General features: G+C 62.4%; 11 protein-coding genes. 3 read left to right on the forward strand and 8 right to left on the reverse strand.

The window, feature by feature from the left end:
- Positions 1 to 623: 623 nt before the first annotated feature.
- From ACT9T4_RS15605 to ACT9T4_RS15625, 5 genes are all read right to left on the reverse strand, one after another.
- Complete coding sequence (locus ACT9T4_RS15605; RefSeq protein ID WP_156152750.1) at positions 624 to 959, reverse strand: hypothetical protein; 336 nt, start codon at positions 957 to 959, stop codon at positions 624 to 626.
- Positions 956 to 9,412 carry a DUF637 domain-containing protein gene (locus tag ACT9T4_RS15610; RefSeq protein WP_499117820.1) on the reverse strand — a complete coding sequence of 2,819 codons (8,457 nt, stop codon included), beginning with the start codon at positions 9,410 to 9,412 and terminating at the stop codon, positions 956 to 958. Before ACT9T4_RS15610 ends, ACT9T4_RS15605 begins: the two co-directional genes overlap by 4 nt.
- Positions 9,304 to 10,557, reverse strand: coding sequence for a filamentous hemagglutinin N-terminal domain-containing protein (locus ACT9T4_RS15615; RefSeq protein WP_499117822.1), 1,254 nt, complete (start codon positions 10,555 to 10,557; stop codon positions 9,304 to 9,306). The genes ACT9T4_RS15610 and ACT9T4_RS15615 overlap by 109 nt, the downstream gene beginning before the upstream one ends.
- Positions 10,558 to 11,323: 766 nt before the next feature.
- Positions 11,324 to 11,944, reverse strand: a complete 621-nt coding sequence (prfH, locus tag ACT9T4_RS15620; RefSeq protein WP_499117825.1) for a peptide chain release factor H — start codon at positions 11,942 to 11,944, stop codon at positions 11,324 to 11,326.
- Entirely contained in the window at positions 11,944 to 13,080 is a 1,137-nt protein-coding gene (locus ACT9T4_RS15625; RefSeq protein WP_042554667.1) for an RNA ligase RtcB family protein, read from the reverse strand. The genes prfH and ACT9T4_RS15625 overlap by 1 nt, the downstream gene beginning before the upstream one ends.
- Before the next feature lie 414 nt (positions 13,081 to 13,494).
- Here ACT9T4_RS15625 and ACT9T4_RS15630 point away from each other — a divergent pair, with 414 nt between their 5' ends.
- Together ACT9T4_RS15630 and ACT9T4_RS15635 are read left to right on the forward strand one after the other, a co-directional pair.
- The gene (locus ACT9T4_RS15630; RefSeq protein WP_042554666.1) at positions 13,495 to 15,138 is read left to right on the forward strand and encodes a Na/Pi cotransporter family protein; all 1,644 of its coding nucleotides are present in this window, start codon (positions 13,495 to 13,497) and stop codon (positions 15,136 to 15,138) included.
- A 17-nt stretch (positions 15,139 to 15,155) separates the two neighbouring features.
- Positions 15,156 to 16,532, forward strand: coding sequence for a M16 family metallopeptidase (locus ACT9T4_RS15635; protein WP_042554673.1), 1,377 nt, complete (start codon positions 15,156 to 15,158; stop codon positions 16,530 to 16,532).
- On the opposite strand, the gene ACT9T4_RS15640 is transcribed toward ACT9T4_RS15635, so the two are convergent.
- On the reverse strand, positions 16,529 to 17,491 hold the full coding sequence (locus ACT9T4_RS15640; RefSeq protein ID WP_499117827.1) for a DMT family transporter: 963 nt from the start codon (positions 17,489 to 17,491) through the stop codon (positions 16,529 to 16,531). The two genes, ACT9T4_RS15635 and ACT9T4_RS15640, sit on opposite strands and share 4 nt — an antisense overlap.
- A gap of 147 nt (positions 17,492 to 17,638) precedes the next feature.
- Here ACT9T4_RS15640 and ACT9T4_RS15645 point away from each other — a divergent pair, with 147 nt between their 5' ends.
- Positions 17,639 to 18,544, forward strand: coding sequence for a LysR family transcriptional regulator (locus ACT9T4_RS15645; RefSeq protein WP_499117829.1), 906 nt, complete (start codon positions 17,639 to 17,641; stop codon positions 18,542 to 18,544).
- Positions 18,545 to 18,565: 21 nt separating this feature from the next.
- Here the strand turns inward: ACT9T4_RS15645 and ACT9T4_RS15650 are convergent, their stop codons facing one another.
- Both ACT9T4_RS15650 and ACT9T4_RS15655 read right to left on the reverse strand, forming a co-directional pair.
- The gene (locus ACT9T4_RS15650) at positions 18,566 to 19,741 is read right to left on the reverse strand and encodes an L-rhamnonate dehydratase (protein WP_042554663.1); all 1,176 of its coding nucleotides are present in this window, start codon (positions 19,739 to 19,741) and stop codon (positions 18,566 to 18,568) included.
- A gap of 31 nt (positions 19,742 to 19,772) precedes the next feature.
- Entirely contained in the window at positions 19,773 to 21,092 is a 1,320-nt protein-coding gene (locus ACT9T4_RS15655; RefSeq protein ID WP_499117831.1) for an MFS transporter, read from the reverse strand.
- Positions 21,093 to 21,619: the final 527 nt, after the last annotated feature.

The raw sequence follows: 21,619 nt of genomic DNA on the forward strand, positions 1-21,619 counted from the left end.
TAAATAATCGTGGTCTGTCCCATATTACTCTATCGTGCCCCCTATTACTTCTACAGACCTGCAGGCAGTTCTGTATCCCACAAGACATAAATCAAAAACAACGGTAATAACATGAGCACCCAGCAACTCAACGAAACCAGCAAGTTTCTTAGTTATGGTTATGCTCTCAGGCATCAGGTATTAGGGGACAGACCACGATTCACTCAAAGATCGATAAATAATCGTGGTCTGTCCCCTATTACTCTATGGATAACGCCTCGGTTGGAGGAAACAGGCGCTCCCGGTGGTCTGGCAATAGCGATTCGACCTGTTCAAATAACTTGGGACCGGTCAACAGATTGAAGAATGCATAAGCATCCGTATTGGATGTGAGGCGATGGGTACGGCTTTGTTGAAGGATGGCTGCTTGGCGCCTAGGATTCATCTGGGCTGCTCCTTGGGCTCGGTGTGTGTTCGCAACTATCACCGTAGACCAAGAGCAGCCTTTCTTCTTCTAGATCAACTGGTTAACGCGTAAGTAAGCGCCATTCAAATCTGTCCCCTTTTCCTCTAAAGTGCCAGATCAGCTCGACACGAGACTTTTACAGATAAACCAACATCAGCGCGAAAATACCAATGTGATACTACCTCAAGAACATATCGATATCGTCTAGAGCATCCGCAATTTGCCCTGAGATGATGTTGTCATCTAGATGTTCACGAAGAGCAATGAGTACCTTTTCTTTGTCAAGCTGGCGGTGAATCCTTGCTATATGTCCAAGACAAGTTGCTGCAAGCCCTCTAACATCAGGGCTTTCGTTGCGGAGAAATTCTAAGCATTTACTCTGTGCCCACCTCCAATCAGGATCATTTAAAGCAACGGAGACAAGTGCCTCACAAATACTCTTAACATCCCTCGAAGCAAAAGCTTTTTCTAAAGCTCGCTTATTATAAGGTTGGGGGGCTTGATAGTTCATCATCGTTTCCCACCAGTAAGAATATTACCTTTACGATCAACCATACCTGCCTGTTGCAAGGCTTTTTGCATGTCTGGATGCAAATCACTCCAAGAACGGACGTGGCCGTGATAAGTCGTATCTAGCGTTTTGTCAAAAACAACAAAATCTTTAGAATCGTAGTCAATTCCGACTCGGCGAGAGGATGTCGGTTTAACTTGGATCGAAAAATCTAGCACTTCTTGACCATTAACCGGAGCACGACTCTTAACTGCATTATCGATTTTCCCGTGGTAGGAAGCAGCTTCATAGTCCAATCGGCGCATGGCGCCTGCACTTTCACCGGCAGCTCCTGTCGCTTTTGCCCCGCCCTCCAGTGCAGCCGCATGGATTGAGCAGCTCCCATTGCTGCAGCTAACACAAGGCCCGATATTGTGCACCCATGCCCCAAGCGTTCCAACATAGAACGTATGCCCAGCGTCTACCGTCAGGTTGTAGGTCTGCCCCTGCGGCTGATACAACGTGATGGACTCCACGGTGATGGAGCTGCCATCACCGCCATCTCCCAAGGACTGCAGGCGATCACCGGACTTCAGGTCGATGACCGGAACGAATCCTTTCTGAGCAGGCACATAGAAAGGGTGCCCAGGTGTCACCTCCAGTGTTTCTGAAGCGCTAGCACCATCTACGGCGTCTTTGCTCAGCACCACCTTGTAAATGGGCTGGTCAGTACGCGTGTGAGTAGCAGTGATTGCAGCCGCGAACGGCTCTCCGCCACCTTCGGGCTTGCTCCAAACAACATCGCCTACGTTCAGGGACTCGATTACGCGCTCGCCTTCCGGGGTGGCTACCAAAGTGCCTGCAGCGAAGCAACAAGGCTTATAGCCCTCCTTCTGAGCCTGTGCCTGGGTAATGGTCCGACTCGATGAAGCACCTTGTGACGAACCCCCACCGCTGGTGATGACCTGCCCCGTCCGACCTCGTATCCCCAGCAAAGCTTCTTCCGAGAACGAGGCTAGAATCGTGGCGCGCTCTTGAAGGCTGAGAGGTCGCTCATAAGTACGCTCCAGCCACTGAGTAGAATCCATCCAACCATCGAGGAATTTGGTTTCCTCTGCAGTAAGCCATCCCTCTTTAATGTACTTGGCGAAAGCAACCTGATTGTCAGTAACAAACCGATCACCATGCTTGTTGTAAGGATTAACCGAAGGCGCAGACACTGCATCAGGATTGCCTTGTAACAGGCCCGGCACGTCATATCGACCTTGGAAGAACCGCAGCAGCTCCTTGGCAACGGGATCGTCCATGGCGATGGTTTTGTCGAGGATCGACTCAACGCACTTCCTGTTACCGCACTCATTTATCCCCTTGGAACGTGCAGCCGATAGTTCCTTGTACTTCGCGTCGATGGCGTCGATCTTCGCGGCAGTGCATTGACCACTGGCCATACAGTCCTTCAGCTCTTTGAGCATCCGCTCAGCAGTCGGATGCTCCAGTCCATTGTAAAGAGAGGCCTGCTGAGCCACCCAACCAGCTTTCTGCTGTTCCTTCTCATCGCCACCCACCAATGCGGCGCTTGTCATGCCTACAAGCTGCGAGGTCATGGCCACGAGCTGTGCGTGTTGAGGCCCTTGGAAGAACTCCAAATCGATAATGGTATCGACCAGCGCCTCATTCAGCCCCGCAGCAATCGCTCCCGTTTTAAAGCTGCCTCCCGCCGCCTCAGCCACGAGGCCGCCTACTATGCCGTGGGTGATGACCTTGCCTGTCGTGCCAGAGAAACGCAGTTCATCGCCAAGGTTTTTGTAGATCAGGCCGCTAACGATATTGGCCGCCTGACCGACGGCTGCTTGACCCAAATTATCTGTAAAATTGCCGCCAACAATGGCAGTTCGCAGTCCAGCCTCTACAAACGTGGTTCTCGCAACCTGCTGAACACTTTGCACGTTGAATCCAAGGCTTGAAGGATTAACCCCAGTGCCAATACCAGCTGTGGCGGCACTGAGCGCATACCCCTTCATTGCATCAGAAGACGTGATATCCCTGGATGTAGCGCTCAAGTTACCCTTGTTACTAATGGTGCTTATCGCGGCCTGGCTAACTACGGCGTGGAATCCAGCCTGGGCAGCCAAGCCCATACCGGCCGAAGAGGTTGCACTTGCAGCCGCCCCGGCTACAGACGTACCGGCACCTGCTGTAAGAACCGTGACCAGAATTGCGATGATGATCGCGGCGCCAGCCCCCACCCCCGAATGGCTGTATTTAAAGGAGTCATGCACTTCTTTCACGCGATGCCAGTCGACATCACCGCGCTGCTCCATCTTCTTCAACCAGGCCAACTCGGGATCAGCCTTGACCATCGCATCAATCGTCTGGCTAACGGTCTGCCGATTGACCTGTTTGATATCGATGTTCAGGCCTTCGACCGCGCTGATGACGGTGTCACCTTTGGCAATCATCTGGCTCTGAAGAAGCGTCTCGTCTGTAGTGCCCTTCCCTTTGGCCGACGTCCACATCGAGCTGTTCTTGCTCTTCTCATGGCTCTCCTGATCCAGATCCTTCACCGCTTCGAAGGTGATGGCACCGCCACTAGCAAGGGTCAGGTCGGCACCGCTTTCCAGGCGCGCTTTCTGGTACAGCTGGTCGCCCTCACTGACCAGGGTCAGGTCCCCGCCGGTGCTTATGCTGGTGCCGACGTTACGCACGGTGGTGATTTCATCACGCTGGGTTTTCTTGCTGCCCCAGGAGCCCTTTTGCTTCATGTCGTACAGCGAGTGGTGGCTGCTTTGCGCAGCCACCACCGCCAGTTGCTGGCCTGCGTAGAGGTAGGCTTCACCGTCGGTTTGCAGGTTGCTGGCACTGAGGGCAAGGTTATTCTTGGCATTCACATGCAGATCACCACCGGCCTCGACCTCGGCCGCCTGCTGGGTCACCAGGCTGCGCTCGATGTCGACCCTTTTGCCGCCGCTCTTGCGGTGCGACTCGAAGTGGCTCTCGTTGGCTGCAGCAGCGATCAGGATGTCGCCGCCCGCTCCCATGGCCAGATCCAGGCCGGCCGTCACGCGGCTGGCCACCACGGCAAGGTCGCGCTCGGTCGAGAGCGTAAGGTCTCGGCCGGCACTGGCCTCGGAGCCGTATTGGGTCACTTGCTCGCGACGGCTGTTGCCTTTGCGGTCTGTCTGGCGGCTCAGGTCATGCTGCTGGGCCGATACGATCTGCAGGTCACGCCCGGCGATTACCCGTAGGTCGTGCCCGGCGTTGAGGGCTCCGCCGACGTTCTGTACATCGCGTCCTGCACTCAGGTTGAGGTCGTTGAGGGCCTCGATGCGCGCCGCGCTGTCGACGTAGTCCTGGCGATAGTCATGGTTGCGCCCAGCAGACTCGAAGGTGGTGACACTGCGTTCGTTGATGAGGTCGCCGCTCACGGCCCTGGCCGTGACATCGCGCCCGGCGATGATGCCGCCCTGGGCGTTGCGGATGCTCTCGGTCGCCAGCAGTTGCAGGCGCTCGTTGGCCTGCATGAGGCCGCTGTTGGCGATGTTCCGACCTTCTACATCCAACGCACCGCTGGCTCGCAGGGTGCCCTGGTTGCTCAGGTCGCCACCGCCGATCAACGCCACGTCACGGCCCTGGATCAACGCGCCGTTGGGGGCCAGGCGGCCTTCGGCCTGGGCCAGGTAGAGCACCGGCACCAGGACCTTTTCGCCGAGGACTTCCTGCTCTTCCATCCACACGATGTCGTGGGTCAGGGCAGCCACCTGCTGGGCGCTCAGGCTGACGCCAAGGCCCAGGTTCAGTGCGTCCTTGCTGGCGATGGCGTTGTTCATCAGGTAGCGGAACATCGCCTCGTCGCTGGTCAGCCCGGTCAGGTAACGCTGGCCGGTACGGGCGACGATGGCGTCGCGGATCAGGCGCTGTTCGTAGAGGCCATCGCCCAGGCGTTTCTGGGCCTGATCGGGGTCGTAACCCAGTTGGCCAAGCATGTAGTCGGAGCTGAGGAAGCGGCTCAGTTCGGTCAGTGCCGGGTTGGTTTCGATCAGGTATTTGTGGCCGATGCTGGGCTGCACGTTGCTGGGCACTGGCCCTGCGCCGACCGGCATCTGTGCACCGGTCTCCAGCAGGCTGGCGGTAGCGCTCAGGCCGTCCTGCACCCGCCAGGGGCTGCCAGCGTTCTGGTTCTGGGTCTGGCTGGCACTGTCAGCGCTGCCCGCCTGGGTATTCAGGCGAAACAGGCCGTTTTCGCCTTGCGGCAGGCTGAAACCGGGCAGACTCAGCGGATTGACCTGCCGCTGCTGAAGGTCAGGCGGCAGGTGTGCGCTGAGCACGACGACGGGCTGGGTGCTGCGCCCCAGCGTGACATCGGCGCCACGGTACGGGCCGTAATCGATGGCGCTGTTGGGGTAGGTTTGCAGGTTAGCCAGGCTGTTGCTGGCCTCGACGGTGACATTACCGCCCGCCTGGATGACGGCCGGTGCCAGTAGGTGCTCGCTGCCTGAAACGGCGAGCGGCGCATCGATCCCCGCGTAGTAAGCCGGACTGAAGCCCGCCTTCATGGCCAGGTAGGCCGCTTCGCTGAAGGTGGCAGCCGTACCATGCTGCGCCATGAAGTCGCTCACTCGCGCCTGGTGAGCGTAGTAGGTTCGGTTGCGCTCCCGGGGTTGCGCCGTGAAGACCGCCGTTGCGCTGCCGGCCATGGCCTGGGCACCGATGTTCTGCAGGTCACCGGTCTGCACGACGAGGTCCTTGCGGGCGGACAAGGTGCTGTAACGGTTGATCAGGCTATCGCTGTCGATCCGCAGATCTGCGCCGGACAGAATCTCGCCTGCGGGGGAGTCTTCGGCGATGACCGCGCCCCACTCTTCGTGCAGGGTCAGGCGACCCCGTTTGCTTGACCAACTGCGACTACAGTGCTGGATACAGGTCAGGTACGCCTGCGCAGACAGCAGCTTGCCCTGCATGACGAACGTATCCTTGGCGTTCTCCAGGGTTTCTACGGCCAGGCGCATGTCCTTTGCGCTTTCCAGGGTGGCGGACATGTTTTCGACCAGGCTGGAGCGTTGCAGCTGGTCATCTCTGGTGATGCTCAATGCCCCGAGGCTGTAGATGTCGGCATAGCGGTTGGTGAGTTGACTCAGCCGCAAGGCCATGTCGTCGCCGCTGAAGATCAGGCCTCTTTGGTTGAGCAGCGTTGGCGTCTCGAGCCGCAACACTGCGCCACTGCCGAGGGTGCCGTGGTTGTTCAGACCGGCGGCGCTGACCGTCAAGTTGCCCGCGGCGGTGAGCCGCCCCTCGTTACGAAACAGCCCGCGGGTAACGACCGTGCTTGCCGCCGCGCTGGCGATACGGGCGCTGCTGGAAAGATCGAGGCTGCCGGTACCCAGGGTCATGGCAGCGAGGCTGGTAAGCTGACCGTCCCCCGCATAGGCTCCGCTCAGGTCCAGGCTGAACGTGCCATCGCTGGCCAGCAGGCCTTGGTTGCTCCAGTTGTCACCACGGCCACTGAAGGCTCGCCGCGCGACCAGCTGGCCAGCGACGGTCTGCGTGAAGGTGCCGATATCGAGGACCAGTTCATCCGCCTCGATCACCGCGCTGTTGGTCCAGTTGCTGGCGCTGAGGCTCAGCACGGCGTTGGTGCTCAGGGTGCCGCCAGCGCCCATGATCAGGGCAGCACTGAGGCCGAAGCGACCCGCACCGGTATGCAGGATACGGCCGTCGCGGCCATGCAGGTCGGCGACGCTCAGCTCCAGCTCGGCATTGGCGGTTTCCAGCACGCCGTTGCGGTTGTCCAGCACACCGCCGCTGATCTGCGTGGTTCCAGCCTTGCCCAGGGCCCGCAAACGACCGTATGGGTTGTCGATGCGAGCGGCCGCAAGGTGCAGCGTCGTCGCGCTTTCGAGGATGCCGCTGCCATTGCGCAGCGCACCGGACAGGCTGAAGTCGATTCGCTCGGCAGCCACCTTGCCGCCCTGATTCAGGATGTCGAGCTGGTTGTCGAAGTCACCCGCAATCACGCTCACCCGTTGATGGGCATAGAGCCCACCGCCCTGGTTATCGAAGGCGCTGCTGCCCACGTCGACCCGGGCATCGCCACCGAGCGCGGACAGGTGTCCCCCTCGGTTATCCAGCCCCTTGGCAATCACTGTCACGGTCTGCCCCTGGGCAGTGCCGGAGGCGTTGTCGAACAGGCCTGCACTGGTCAGTTTCAATACGCCGTGCAGGCTGTTGAGGACGCCGGCGCGGTTGTCCACGGCACTGGCGCCGTGCAGATCCAGCGGGCCCTGCGCGCTCTCGATGCGGCCACCTCGATTGTCCAGTGCGCCACTCAGCCTGGCGATCACGGCCTGCTGACCACTGAGGCTGCCGCCACTGTTATCGAGTCGCTGCGCGTGCAGGTCGATGCGTCCCTGCTGGCTGTGTACCAGGCCATCGGCGCTGTTGTTGAGCACACCACTGAGCAGCAACTCCAGGCTGCTGCGAGCGCCGAGGGTTCCGCCGCTATTGTCGAGGTCGCTGGCAGTCAGTTGCAGTAAATGCTGGCTGAGCAGGCTGCCACCCTGGTTGTCGATGGCTGCGGCCTGCAGCACGAGGGGGCCGCCACTGGCCAGGCTGGCCTTCTGCGCGTTGATCAGGAGCCCGCTGAGGGTGAGGTCCATCGCGGCCGTGCTGGTCAGCTGACCGGCACTGTTATCAAGGCCACTGGCGCGGAGGCTGGCAGCCTGCTGGCTGCTGATCTGCCCCGCGCGGTTGTTCACTGCGCCGCTGTGAACGCTGAGCGAGCCCAGGGTGTCGATCAGGCCGCCACTGCCGTTGTCGAGCGTGTCGGCGAGTGCCAGGCTGAGATCCCCTGCGCTGGAGATAACGCCCCCGGCACTGTTATCGAGACGTTGCGCGTCCACCGAAAGCTGGCCCTTGCTGACCAGTGCGCCCGCCGTTCGGTTGTGCAGCGCTCCACTCAACTCGACATGCAGGTCGCCATCGCGGCTGGACACGGTGCCCTGGCCGCTGTTTTCCAGGCTACCGGCCTTGATCGCCAGGCCCTGCCAACCAGAGACCAGACCGCCTTCGGCATTGCGCAGGACGCCCTGACCCAGGTCGATAGCCAAGGTGCCGGCGCTGATCAGCCTGCCCTCATCACCATTGTCGATGGCACCCGCGCTCAGGCTGTAGCCCTGACGGCTGGAAATTTCGCCCCCTCTGTTATCCAGCCTGGCCAGGCGCTCCAGGGTCATCGGCCCCCTGGCACTCAGCAGGCCGCCGCGGTTATCCAGATCACCGCCTTGCAGATCCAGATGCACGCCGGCTTCGCCGATCAGCCGGCCTTGCTGCTGAATCAGCCGAGCGACGCTCAGGCGCAGGTCACCCTTGGCCGAGACCTCTCCGGCCTCGCTGGCGTCGAGGTGGGCCGCGCTGATAGCCAGGCCGGCAGCGCTGGTGATCAAGCCCTGCCGCTGGTTATCCAACCGCCCCACCAGCGTCAGCGTCAGGTCCCCATGGCTGCTCAGCACCCCACCCGCGCTGTTGTCCAGGCTGTCACCAACCACCAGTAGATCGTCACCCCCGGTGAGCATCCCCTTGGTGTGGTTGAGCAGCCGCTGGACCGCGAGGGTCAGGCCCTGCCCTCCAGAGACCAGCCCGGCCTGGCTATTGTCCAATACGGCAGCGGCTTGCCCGGCGCCTGCCCACACCCGAACGTCGGCCCGCCCCCGGGTGGAGATTTCCCCGCGGCTGTTTTGCAGCGCTTCGTCGACACGCAGCTCGATGCCCTGGTGCGCGGCAATCAGGCCGCCGTCGCGATTATCCAGCTGGCGCGCAGCGACGCTCAGTTTGCCCAGGCTGAGCAATTCGCCAGCCTGCTGGCCGAGAACGCCTGCTCGTACCTCGACATCGCCCTTGGCCCCGATCTGCCCGCCTGCGTGGTTGCGCAGTTCACCAGCGGCAATGCTGAGACGGCCTTCGCTGACCACGCGGCTCGCCCCGGCGTTGTCCAAGACGCCGTCCACCGCGATGCTGGCATCGGCCTTGCCGCTGACCACCCCACCCCGGTTATCCAGGCTCTGCCCGCTGATATCCAGGCGTCGATCCGCGACGAGGGTTCCACCCTGGTTATCCAGCGCCGCCTCGCGCACGGTCAGGCTTCCACGACTGCTCAGGGTACCCTTGGCGCTGTTGTCCAGCTCATGGGCTGTCACCGTCAGTACGCTGCCCGCACTGAGCCGCCCGCTGCGGTTATCCAGCTGCCCCGCGTTGACGCTCGCCACGCCCTGGCTGGAAATCTCACCGTCCCGATTGTCCAGGCGCTTGGCAGCGCTCACGTCCAGCGACTCGTCAGCGACGACCAGCCCCCCGCGGTTGTCCAGCGTCTTGGCCGTCACCCGGGTGCTGGCCTTGGCGCCAAGGGCACCCGCCCGATTGTCCAACGTGCCGCTGAGGGCCAGGTCGAGATCGCCACTGGCCAACAGGCGGCCCCGATTGCGCACACCATCGGCCGTGAGCGTGACATTGCCACTCGCATTGCGGGTGGCAATGTCACGCTCACGGCCGCCTCGATCACGCCCTGGTTGCTGATCTGCCGTGCGTTCAGCGTGATCCGCTCACCCGCCGCCAGACTCCGTTCCTTATCCAGGCTCAGGGTCTGCGTGGCACGGGCTGCGACACTGCGCCCGGCATAGGCATCGCCACCGAGTTCGATTGCACTGGCGGCCAACTCGATGTCATCACTGGCCACCACACGGTTGAGGCTCAATCGCCCGCTGGCATCGATCTGAATATCCCCGGCACTGGCGGCCATGTCGCCGGCCAGCTTCACGCCCACGCCCGCCTCGGTACCCACTAGACGAATCGCCCCGGCGTACATGCCGCCCAGGGCCGAGCTGTCGATGGCCAGTTGCGGTTTTTCACTGCCGTCATCGGCCTTGGCGATGGCCTGCAGGGTGGCGGCATCCACGTCGTTGCGGCCGGTGATGACGTTCAGGCGCTTGGCATGAAGCTCGGCGTTGAGCTTGGCGCTGCGGGTGATCAGGTCGAACTGGTCGACGTTGCTGGCGTTGAGGCCTGCACCTTCGATGGCGATGTCGCCGCCATTGACGTCGAAGCTGCGCAGTTGGCCGTTTTCGATCACCCGCGCACCCGTGCTCAGGGTCGCCCGAGGGGTGTTGATGAAGCCGCAGCCGTCGCAGGTGATGCCATGGGGGTTGGCGACGATGACGTTCGCCGCCTGCCCGGCCACTTCCGTGTAGCCCTTGAGCTGGCTGCGGTTGCTGCCGGTCACTTCGTTGAGGATGACCCCTGCCGCACGCCCCTGCAGATTGGAGCCGCCCAGGTTCGGGTTGCCAATGATGATGCCGCCTTGCTGGGTGCTCTGCAGCCGCTCGGTGGCGTTGTTGAGGATCAGCCCTTGCTGGCCGACGTTGTAGTCGGTGAACTTGTTGTGCGACAGCCCGCTGCCGTTGGGCGTGGCGATGTTGACGATCGGCACGCCATTGGCGGCCTGCCCCAGGCTGGTGTTGCCGCCCGCCTGCGCGTCCACGGTCAGTTGCGCGGCAGTGGCGGCGATGGGGTTGAGGAACATCACACCCGCCAGAATCAGGGCGATGTTTTGAAACAATGGGCTGCGAACGTCCATGTTCAGGGTGCTCCGAGGCACAGGCGAATCAAAAAATCAGAGGAAGAGGTCGAGGTGGAAGTGCACCGGGTGATCGCGCTCGGCGATCGCATCGGGTGGTTCCAGGGAATGGGCGAAGGTCACGGCAGTGGTCAGATACTCGCCGGGCTGGATCACGCCGACGTCGCCGGTGATCGCCTAGCCACAATCGATGCAGTGATTGGTCAGCGAAAAAACGGACAAGCCATAAGGCCGCAGATCCATTGCGGAAAACCATGCATCCATTCCCGAGGTAACGCGTCGATTCGATACCGGAAAATTAAAACACAGGCCTTTTCGCGGCTAAAACCCGCGCCATAGCGGCAGGCGGCGCTCCCGAGGGGCGACAAAATTTCATCAGCATCAAGAATCAGAATTTGACGCCCGCGAACAATGCACGGGTATTCCACTGGCAACCGCTCGAGGACTCGAGATGGCCGATAATCGATAGGTGCAACGGCGGCCAGCGAAGCGCGTGACTCACGCAAACAATCGCCAACAAAATGACGCCAAAAAGCAGACTGACAATCATTGCAAAATATTGCAAACAGCTGGAAGCAGGCCGGATCCCTGGAGAACTGCCCCTGTTTTCGCTAACGATCAAGCGCCCCCCACTTAACGAACCGCAAGCAAAGTGGATCTCGACACAGCCTGCTGCCCCGGATGCGTTGCCAGCCGACAAGCAGCCTTCGTTGAGCGGCAATATGAAAACGGGGCCTGTTTCAGGCCCCGTTTTCAGTATCGCGAATCACCCACTCACGGGCTCGAAACGTTCGCCCCGAAATACCCGCCTGGGGTTGCCCCGCTCCACCTGCCGGTGAAACGAGCGCCGCTCGGCGCGTACAGCATCGGCATTCTGCTGAGCCTGCTGTGCGAGGCGCTGGCCAATCAGCAGAACGGCCAGACGCTTGTTGGCATGCTGGCTGCGCTCGCTCTGGACCTTGACGCTGATGCCGCTGGCACTATGCGTAGCACGCACCGCCGAGTCGGTGGTGTTGACGTGCTGGCCGCCTGGGCCGGACGAGCGCAGGGTTTCGAAGCGGATTTCACCGGCCAGTTCCGGGGCTGGCGCGGTGAACCGCGCGCCACCGAAGAACCAGTTCTTGCGGGCGTGGCCTGGCCTGTATGGGCTGGGGCAGGTCCATTGCAGCGACCCTGCCCAGCAGTCGACAAGGCTGTGCGCCTGCTCGCCTTCCAGCGCCAGCAATACCGAACGCAAGGTGCCGGATCGTGGCCCCGGCTCCTCTTCGAGAACCCGCACCTGTACAGCCTGGGCGTGCGCCTCGGCCTGCAGCCTGACCACTGCCTTGGCCACCGCCAGGGCGCACTCCTCAGGTCCCTGGGCCGCCGATAGTTGCAGAAGGATCATCAGCAGCACCCTCCACGCGTCTTGTAGGTCAGCACCGGCTTCAGGCGCGCCAGCACACGTATCAGTCCGGCCCCCTGCAGTGCGCCTATCACCGAGTCGATGGCCTTGTACGCCTCCGGCGCCTCCTCGTAGATCAGCGCTCGGTCGGCGCAGATGACCCGGCTGCCGAGGCTGGTCCGGCCCAGTTGCTCGACGCTGTAGCGAGCGGCAAGACGGTCCTTGCACTCACTGCGCATCCATTTGCGACCGGCACCATGCGCCAGCGAGAACAGGCTGCGCGCGTCGGCCAGCGGTTGCACCAGATAGCTGTAGTCACCACGGGAACCGGGAATCACCACAACGCCCTGATCCGATGGCGTCGCGCCCTTGCGGTGCAACCAGCCCTGAACGCCATCGACGCGTGCCGACGAGACCAGGTTGTGGTTGATGTCCAGCACCGCCTGGCCATCGCTACGCAAACGCTCGAGGATGCGCCGAGCGATCAACTGACGATTGGCCTCGGCAAAACGCAAGGCGCCGTCGTGGCGACTCAGGTAATGGGCGCAGGCATCACTGCCCGCCTCCAGCCCCTGATGCCCGAACAGGTCGACCTGCTCGCGCAGAATCGACTCGCCCAGCCCGCGCGAGCCGCTGTGCACCAGCAACAGCAGGTGCTTGCGGTCGATGCCCAGTGCCGCCATCGCCTCGTCGTCGTAGCTTTCGTCGAGCAGTTGCAACTCGGCGAAATGGTTGCCGCCACCAATGGTGCCCAGCGAGCGTTCATGGCCGCTGAGGGGAAGATCGAAGGCGTCGATGACCTCACGCCAACTGTCGTCCAGCGGCGCGTCGAGGTTGCCGATGCGCTTTTCCAGCTTGTCCAGATTCAGTTTGGCGATAGCGCTGTCGGTACGCCACAGCGCCATTCCACAACCGATGTCGTTGCCAACCAGGGCCGGGTACAAGCGGCCCACGGAAAAGAATGCCGCGCCGACCGGATAGCCACGCCCCGGGTGCAGATCCGGCATGCCGGCGACCCGATGCATGCCCGGCAGGCGAGCGGTCGTTTCGAGTTGCTGGATCGCTTTTCCTTCGATCCAGGTGTCGTCCGCGGCGACCAAAACGGTGCCGTCGGACAAAGTGCGAATGCAAGTGCCCATAGTCCAATCCTGATGGGTTGAAACGAAAAAATGTTCGGATTGGCAGGCCTTGGCCCGGGTGTTGCGCAGCCGCTAGCGAATAGCGGAAACAGCGATCAAGCCAGGCGCGACCTGCAAAGGGTAGTCAGTAGCTGCATGATGTACCTCCTTTGCCGTCGGTTGAGAGAAGGCGCGCATCCTAGGCTTATCGCTCGATTCTTGCAACGCCCAGAGGTGAGTTTGGCGATGGCACCGGGCCGCTGGCAATGCCACGCCCCTGCAACGCGAAAGCCTGCGCTTGGCAAACCGGCGATCTGCAGCTACAGCTAAAAAGAGACCTGCCTGATAGGTCGACTGTGACCACAGGCTATCGCACTCCGTCATCGGCAGTATCCCAAGCGTCGGGATCGAATCTGCGTATCAGGGAGATGCGTGATGTTGACTCTGCTCAATCTGCTTTCCGCCATTGCCCTGCTGATCTGGGGCACCCATATCGTGCGTACCGGGATCCTGCGGGTATACGGCTCGCAATTGCGTCGCGTGCTCAGCCACAACGTCGGCAAACGGCCCATGGCGTTCGTCGCCGGCATCGCCGTGACCGCCCTGGTGCAAAGCAGCAACGCCACGGCGCTGCTGGTCACTTCATTCGTCGGCCAGGGTCTGATGGCGCTGACCCCGGCGCTGGCGATCATGCTCGGTGCCGACGTCGGTACCGCGCTGATGGCGCGGGTGCTGACCTTCGACCTCAGTTGGCTGTCGCCCCTGCTGATCTTCCTCGGCGTGGTGTTCTTCCTGTCCCGCAAGCAGACCCGTGCCGGCCAGCTCGGCCGGGTGGGCATCGGCCTCGGGCTGATGATTCTGGCGCTGCAGTTGATCGTCGCCGCCGCCACGCCGATCACCGAGGCCAAGGGCATTCACGTGCTGTTCGCCTCGCTCACCGGCGACCTGCTGCTCGACGCCGTGGTCGGTGCACTGTTCGCACTGATTTCCTACTCGAGCCTGGCCGCGGTGCTGCTCACCGCGACGCTGACCGGTGCCGGTGTGATCGGCCTGCCGGTGGCCATCGGTCTGGTGATCGGTGCCAATATCGGCAGCGGCGTGCTGGCCTTTCTCAATGCCAGCATGCAGAGCCAGGCCGGGCGTCGCGTGGCCCTGGGCAGCCTGCTCTACAAGCTGATCGGCCTGCTGCTGGTGATTCCGGTGCTGGACCCACTGGTGCACTGGCTGGACAGCCTCAAATGGCATCCGGCAGAACTGGTCATCGGCTTTCACGTGCTCTACAACAGCCTGCGCTGCGTGCTGATGCTGCCGACCCTCGGCCTCATGGCGCGCTTCTGCAACTGGCTGCTGCCGGATCGGCCGGACATGAATGCGGTCGCCAAGGCTCGCCACCTCGATCCCACCGCACTGTCCACGCCGAGCCTGGCACTCTCCAATGCGGTCCGTGAAACCCTGCGCATCGGTGACCTGGTCGACAGCATGCTCGGCCACCTGCTCGACGCCCTGCGTGGCAGCCAGCCGATTCTCGGCAAGGATCTGCGCCGCCTCGACGACGATATCGATGCCCTCTACACCGCGGTGAAGCTGTATCTCGCCCAGGTACAGAGAGAGGAGCTGAGCGACCACGACAGTCAGCGCTGGGCGGAGATCATCGAGTTCTCGTCGAACCTGGAACGTGCCGGCGACATCATCGAACGCATGCTCGGCAAGATCCAGGACGAGAAGACCTCACAGCGCCACGCCTTCTCCGAAAGCGGCCTGGTGGAACTCACCGAACTGCACGAACGCCTGCTGGGCAACCTGCGCCTGGGGCTGTCGGTGTTCTTTTCCGCTGACGCCGATGCCGCTCGCCAATTGCTGCGCGAGAAGCGTCGCTTCCGTATTCAGGAGCGCCGGCTGACCCATTTACATGTCGAACGTCTGCACAAGCAGGTGGTCAAGAGTCTGGAAACCAGCTCTCTACACCTGGAACTGATCGACGACATGAAACGCCTCAACTCGCTGTTCTGCGCCAGTGCCTACGCCGTGCTCGGCAGCCATGAAACCGGCGCCCTGCTCGTCGAAGAAGGTGGCGAGTAGTGCTCTCCACCGGCCGCATGCTAACGCTGTTGCTGAGCCTGTTGCTGTGCAGCCACCTGCTGGCGGCGGACCGCCTCAAGGTGGAAGGTTACCCCCTGGACAACGGCCTGCAACTGATCCTCAAGCCCACCAGCGAACGCGGCCATGTGTCCATCCGCCTGGTGGTCGGTGTCGGTTTCGATCAGTTCGACTGTCGCCACAAGGAGCTACCGCACCTGCTCGAACACCTGTTGTTCAGCGGTATCGACGACAGCGGCGAAGCCGGGCTGGAAGAACGCATGCAGGCCCTGGGCGGTGACTGGAATGCCTACACCCGGGATAGCGACACCACCTTCGTGCTCGAAGTACCGGCCGCCAATCAGCGTGCTGCCCTCGACCTGTTGCTCTCCGCACTGTTCAACACCGAACTGAACGAGGCGCGCATCGACGCCGCCAAGGGCGTCATCGCCCATGAGAATGGCGAACACCCTGCAGCCTGGCAGCGCCTGCTCGGCAGCTCTGCCAGCAAGGATGACGCCACCGCCCAGCTGGCTGCGGAACTGGGCCTGGCCTGCGCCGAGCCGGACAGCCTGGCGCATCTGACGGCCGACGCCCTGGAGCGCCTGCGCAACGAGTGGTACGTCGCCAACAACATGACCCTGATCATGGTCGGCGATCTCGATCGACGCCTGCCCGCCTACCTCGAACGGCGCTTCGGCGAACTGCCGCCCGGCCCCATGCCCGAGTTGCGCGAACTGCCGGAAAGCACCGGCAAGGCCGAGCCCGACCGTACCCTGATCAATGGCCTGGTCGGTGAAACCGCCAAGGTACACCTGATCTTCGCCGAACCCTGGGTCGGCGAACTCGACCACGGCACCTGGCAGTTGCTGCGCGACTGCCTGCAATGGGCGGTGTATCGCGATCTGCGTCTCGAACACGGCCTGGCCTATGGGCCGAGCGTAGAGCGCAGTGCCTATGCCAGCAGCAGCTTCTTCAGCATCAACGCCGAGGTGGCACGCGACGATGTCGAGCAAACCCTGCAGCGCCTGCACGACCTGCTGCACAGGCTCGGCCGTGACGGCCTGGATGCGGACACCGTCGAGCGCTTGCGCAACGTCGCCCTCGCCCGCCAGAACTGGACCGCCCAGGGCAACAGCGCCCTTGCCGACTATTACTGGAGTTCGTTGGCCGATTACGAGGAGGGTCGCTTCGCCGATCCCGCCAAAGAACTGCGCCAGGTCCATACCGCACAGCTCGACGCGGCGCTGAACCTGCTCCTCAAACAGTCCACCTATCAACGGGTGGAACGACCGCTACTGGGCACAACGGGCCTGTACGTGAGCGCCGCCGCCGTGGTGTTGCTGCTGTTGCTGGCCGTTGTCGGGCTATTCGGGCTGCTGCGCGGACGCCGCTAGGCGCCTTTGCTTGCCCTCGTCGCGTCACCAGTGCGCGACGCCCCAGCCCGGCGGTTGCACAGCAGGATGCCGAGGATTACCAGAGCGCCGCCCAGCGCCATCGCCATGCTCAGCCGCTCATCGAGCAACAGCACCCCGGCCAGTACCGCAGTCAGTGGGTTGAGGGCGATGAAGGTGCCTGCCCGGGTCGCGCCGATTCGCTGTATGGCGTCGTAATACATCACGTAGGCAGCGGCCGAGCCCAGCACCCCGAGGTACGCCAGGCAAAGCGCATCGGTGACGGACAGGCTGCGCAAGGCGGCCCTGTTCATCTCGCCCATGAACAACGCCGTGGCGCTCAGCATCAGCGCGCCGGCTATCACCGAATAGCACACGGTGTGCAAGGCACCGATGGCCTGCACCACGCTCCTGCAAAACACGCTGTACACCACCCAGCTCAGCACACAGCCGAAGATCAGCGCATCGCCCAGCCAGTGCCCCTGCCCGGACGCCAGCCCCTGGGGTGCCCGCGCGAAGATGACCACACCGGCACCGAGCAGGCACAACGCGATACCGACCATCTGCACTGCGCAGATGCGCTCCCTGAAGAACAGGTAACCACAGAGCGCCATCAGCGCAGGATTGCTGGCGACGATCAGCGATGCCCGTGACGCGTCGATGTAGCTCAGGCCGGAGAAGAAGAACAGGTTGTAGGCGTAGATGCCGACCAGGCCGAGCAGCACGACCTGCACGGCCTGGCCCATGGTCATTGGCACGAAGCCACGCTTCGACAGTGCCAGGAAAGCCACCAGTACCAGCGCGGCGAGAATGAAACGCAAACTGGCCATCAGCACCGGGCTCAGGTCACTGGACATGTAGCGGCCAGCGACGAAGGTGCCGCCCCATATGATCGCGACCAGCGCCAGCTTGAGGTAAGTCGGCAGGTCCGGTGAAAAGCGAATCGTCGAGTTTTCGTGCATGGTTGTTCTACGGCAGGTGAGAGGGAACCACGCCCATGCGCAGACCCCGGGTGTCGGGGCAGCGGACGAATAGGCGCAGCTCAGGCATACTTCTGCAGATACGCAGTCATAGGGAAATGAGCGATCACTCATGAGCAGCTATCGGCGATGACCCTCACTCAACTGGAAATCTTCGCCATCGTCGCGGCACGCGGCGGTTTCACCTCGGCGGCGGCACAGCTCGGCATCTCGCAGTCGGGGGTTTCCCATGCCATTCGCGCACTGGAGCAGGAGCTCGGCGTCGAGCTGCTGCATCGACACCAGGGCCATATCGTGCTCACCGACATTGGCGCGCGGCTCCTACAAAGAGCGCAGGTGATGCTCGGCATGGCGGAAACCATGCGCCAGGAAGCGCTGGATGCGCGGGGCATGAAACAGGGCACGCTGCGTATCGGCTCGTTCGGCCCCACGGCATCGATACGCCTGCTGCCGGCCATCCTGCAGGCCTATCGGCAGGCCTACCCGGGCATCGAAGTGCACGTCGACGAAGGCCCGGACCGTCAGGTGCTGCAATGGCTGGAGGACAGGCGCATCGACGTCGGCTTCGTGGTGCTGCCCGAGGAACGCTTCGATACCTACCCGCTGCTCGACGACCAGATGGTCGCCCTGCTCCCACGGGAGCATGCACTGGCCCTCGAAACGGCCGTGCCCCTCACGGCACTGTGCAGCGATCCCTTCGTGCTGACCGAAGCCGGCTCCAGCGAGATCGTCTCGCGGCTGTTTCTCTCGGCCAGGCTGCAACCCAACATCCGTTACCGGACCTCGCAACTGCTCAGCACCCTGGAACTGGTCGGGCGTGGCGATGCGATCAGCATCGTTGCCGCCTCGTCGCTGCCCATCGGCGAGGACGCCCCCTACGTAACCCGCGCCCTGATGCCGGCAAGCCCGCGCCGGGTCGGCCTGGCGGTGGTGGACGCACGGCAATCGTCCCCGGCGGCCAGAGCCTTCATCGAATTGGCGCAGACTCACCCATGGTTGGGCCCACGCAAAAAGCCCCGGACGAACCGGGGCTGATGGCGACGCGCCGAGCGGCTATCACTCGATGATGTTGAACTCGCTCAGGTACTCGGTGGAGATTTCCAGGCCCAGGCCTGGCTTGTCGTCGTCCAGCTGGATATAGCCGTTGACCGGTGCCGGCTCGCCCTTGAACACGTAGTAGAACAGTTCGTTGCCGACCTCGACGTCGAACACCGGGAAGAACTCGGACATCGGCGATGCGGTGGTCGACATGGTCAGGTGGTAGTTGTGCATCTGCCCGGCATGGGGGATCACCGGCACCGACCAGGCTTCGGCCATGGCGTTGATCTTGCGTGCTGCGGTGATGCCACCGACACGGTTGGTGTCGTACTGGATCACATCCACGGCGCGGCGCTCGAGCATGTCCTTGAAGCCATAGGAGGTGAACTCGTGCTCGCCGCCGGAGATCGGCATGATGCCCATCTTCTTCAGCTCGATGTAGCCTTCCAGGTCATCGGCGATCACCGGCTCTTCCAACCAGCGCGGCTCGAACTCGGCCAGTTTCGGCAGCATGCGGCGGGCGTACTCCAGGGTCCAGCCCATGTAGCACTCGAGCATGATGTCGACATCCGGGCCGGCCAGTTCACGCAGGGCGCGTACCTGCTCGATGTTGCGACGCATGCCTGCCGGGCCGTCCTTGGGACCATAGCCAAAGCGCATCTTCAACGCGGTGAACCCCTGGTTGAGGTAGCCCTGAGCCTCTTCGAGGAACAGGTCGAGATCGTCATTGGCATAGAGCTTGGAGGCGTAGGTCCAGATTTTCTCCTTGGTACGCCCACCGAGCAGCTTGAACACCGGCTTGCCCACCGCCTTGCCCATGATGTCCCAGATGGCGATGTCGATCGCCGAGATCGCCGCCATGCCGATGCCCTTGCGGCCCCAGGCGTGACTCTGCCGGTACATCTTCTGCCAGATGTATTCGTTGTCGAAGGGGTCTTCGCCGATGGCGATGGGCGCCAGGTAGGTGTCGATGATTTCCTTGGCCACACGGGGCGCCAGGGCGCAGTTGCCGATACCGACGATGCCGTTGTCGGTCTCCACTTCCACCACCAGCCAGCCATGGAAACGGAACGAGCCCATGGCATCGCCGCGTTCGAAGAGGATGTCGCTGGCGTTGGTGCAGAAGTGGGCCTGGGGCGGTACCACCTTGCCTTTCCATTCGAAGACACGGGTACGGATGGATTTTATTTTCATGTTCACAGCTCCTTTCACGATGTAGTGGCGATCAGACGCGCGCGGTCTCGAGCGGCGCTGCCGGGGTGGTTGAGGGACGATTGAGGCGGTGGATCATCAGAGCGCCGATCACCGCGACCACGGCGAGGGCCAGCATCCCGGCACGCGGGTCACCGAACTGGCTCTCCATGAAGGTCTTCAGGTTCGGCGCGACGAAGCCGCCGAGGTTGCCCAGCGAGTTGATCAGGGCGATACCACTGGCCGCAGCGGCGCCACTCAGGTAGCTGGTCGGGATGGTCCAGAACAATGGCTGCACGGCGACGAAACCGGCGGCCGCAAAACAGAAGGCGATCACCACCGGCACCAGGCTGCTACCCAGCGCCGAGGCCGCGATACCGCCGGCAGCCATCGCCAGCATGCACACCGCCAGGCGCCGATGCTGGCCGGTGCGGTCGGCATAAAGGGTGACCAGGCGCGTGACCAGCAGCGCGCACAGCCAGGGAATGGCGGTGATCAGACCGACACTGAGACCAACGCTGCCGTCGAGGAAACTGGCGATCCGTGTGGGCAGGTAGAACACCACGCCATACACGCTCATCTGGATGGTGAAATACACCAGGCAGAACCTGAGCACACGACCATTGCGCAGGGCGCTGAGGAAGCCGTGCGGACTGTGCGTCTGTTTCTGCGCATCCTCTTCGGCGAGGGTGGTTTCCAGGGCGGCCTTTTCCTCGTCGTTCAGCCAGCGCGCATCGCCGGGCCGGTTGACCAGATAGAAGTACGCGGCGCCCCCCACGATGGAGGCAAGCAGGCCTTCGACCACGAACAGCCACTGCCAGTTGGTCAGGCCGAATACCCCGTGGTACTCCAGCAGCCAGCCCGACAGCGGGCCGCCGAGCACCAGCGCCAACGGCAGGCCGAAATAGAACATGCCCAGTGCCTGGCCACGACTGCGTGCCGGGAACCAGTAGGTGAGATAGAGAATGATGCCGGGGAAGAAACCGGCCTCCGCCACGCCGAGCAGGAAGCGCAGCACGTAAAAGGTCATGGCGCTGTCGGCGAACATCATCGCCGCGGAAACCAGGCCCCAGGTGACCATGATCCGGCACAGCCAGACCTTGGCGCCGAGGCGATGCAGCATCAGGTTGCTGGGCACCTCGAAGAAGGCGTAGCCGATGAAGAAAATGCTGGCGCCAAAGGCGAAGGCCGCATCGCTCAACCCGGTATCGGCCTGCAGGTAGCTGCGCGCATAACCGACGTTGGCCCGATCGATGAACGCCAGTACGTACATGAGAATCAGAAAAGGCAGGAGCCGCATGCGGCTTTTGGTGATGGCGGAGGTCAGTGCCTCGGCCGATGTTCTTGTTGTCATGGTCCATTCCTTCTTTGCCGGTCATCACCTTGCGAGGACTCAAGGCGGGCTTCTTATTGGTCTATCGAGACAGACATCGCTGCCTGTTGCCGCCGACTCTAGCCACAGCCTCTGGCGGCGAATAATCACTTATGCGCATTCAGTGATAACCACAGGAAATGCCTCGAACGGCAAAAGCCATCCGCGCGTTATCGGCTAACCGCACCCGGTGAGGGCCGCAACGAATGCCGGGCGGCGGCCCGCTTCAGCCCACCAGACCGAGCGGCAGCCAGCGCCTCTACCAGCAGCACCGCGGTTCCCTTCAGAAGCGGACGCGGAGCGTCCTGGGAGGCATTCCCACGCGGAGCCTGAGGAACGATCTACGGGGACGTAGGGTGGGCTTCAGCCCACCAAATTGACCGCAACCACCATCTCGCCTCTACCAGCAGCACCGCGGCCCCCTCAGAAGCAGACGCGGAGCGTCCCGGGAGGCATTCCCACGCGGAGCGTGAGGAACGATCAAAGGGGACGTAGGCGTAGGGTGGGCT

Source organism: Pseudomonas sp. SZ40, from assembly GCF_052958135.1.

Bases quoted from the DNA above. Each gene is read 5' to 3' on its own strand.
- ACT9T4_RS15605 (WP_156152750.1), bottom strand. From the start codon at position 959: ATGATGAACTATCAAGCCCCCCAACCTTATAATAAGCGAGCTTTAGAA.
- ACT9T4_RS15645 (WP_499117829.1), top strand. From the start codon at position 17,639: ATGACCCTCACTCAACTGGAAATCTTCGCCATCGTCGCGGCACGCGGC.
- ACT9T4_RS15635 (WP_042554673.1), top strand. From the start codon at position 15,156: ATGCTAACGCTGTTGCTGAGCCTGTTGCTGTGCAGCCACCTGCTGGCG.
- ACT9T4_RS15650 (WP_042554663.1), bottom strand. From the start codon at position 19,741: ATGAAAATAAAATCCATCCGTACCCGTGTCTTCGAATGGAAAGGCAAG.
- ACT9T4_RS15615 (WP_499117822.1), bottom strand. From the start codon at position 10,557: ATGGACGTTCGCAGCCCATTGTTTCAAAACATCGCCCTGATTCTGGCG.
- ACT9T4_RS15655 (WP_499117831.1), bottom strand. From the start codon at position 21,092: ATGACAACAAGAACATCGGCCGAGGCACTGACCTCCGCCATCACCAAA.
- ACT9T4_RS15630 (WP_042554666.1), top strand. From the start codon at position 13,495: ATGTTGACTCTGCTCAATCTGCTTTCCGCCATTGCCCTGCTGATCTGG.
- ACT9T4_RS15640 (WP_499117827.1), bottom strand. From the start codon at position 17,491: ATGCACGAAAACTCGACGATTCGCTTTTCACCGGACCTGCCGACTTAC.
- ACT9T4_RS15625 (WP_042554667.1), bottom strand. From the start codon at position 13,080: ATGGGCACTTGCATTCGCACTTTGTCCGACGGCACCGTTTTGGTCGCC.
- prfH (WP_499117825.1), bottom strand. From the start codon at position 11,944: ATGATCCTTCTGCAACTATCGGCGGCCCAGGGACCTGAGGAGTGCGCC.